Source organism: Leucobacter sp. OH1287, assembly GCF_003859945.1.
Lineage (GTDB): Bacteria > Actinomycetota > Actinomycetes > Actinomycetales > Microbacteriaceae > Canibacter.
In genome coordinates this window covers 1-310 of sequence record NZ_RQYM01000039.1, presented here as the reverse complement: position 1 = coordinate 310, position 310 = coordinate 1, and the positions used below count along the sequence as shown (strand labels likewise).

The window sequence follows — 310 nt, the reverse complement described above, 5'->3', positions numbered from 1 at the left end:
CCAACCTACGAGCCAGCACCAGCTGCTCCAAGCTTCGAGCTGACAGCAGCAGCGTGTGTAAACAACAAGGCAGTAAACAACCTCCTAACAGTTGATCCAGCCGAGAAGAAGGACAACTACCGCTTCGTTGCAACACTGAACGGTCAATCAATCTCACTGAAAGAGGAACTGCGTAACAAGCTCTGGGCAGACGGCAAGATATCCGCTGAAGACATCGCCACAGCATACCCGGGCTTCAAGGTTCCATACGGTGAAACCATCACAGTTCAGCCATACTGGTTCGATGCGGAAAAGGTTAACGACCCAGCAA

At 51.6% G+C, this 310-nt stretch carries 1 protein-coding gene; it reads left to right on the top strand.

Going from position 1 to position 310, the window contains the following annotated elements; genetic code table 11:
* A partial coding sequence (locus EII30_RS08940) for a hypothetical protein (protein WP_158608707.1) occupies positions 1–310 on the top strand: 310 nt, incomplete at both ends.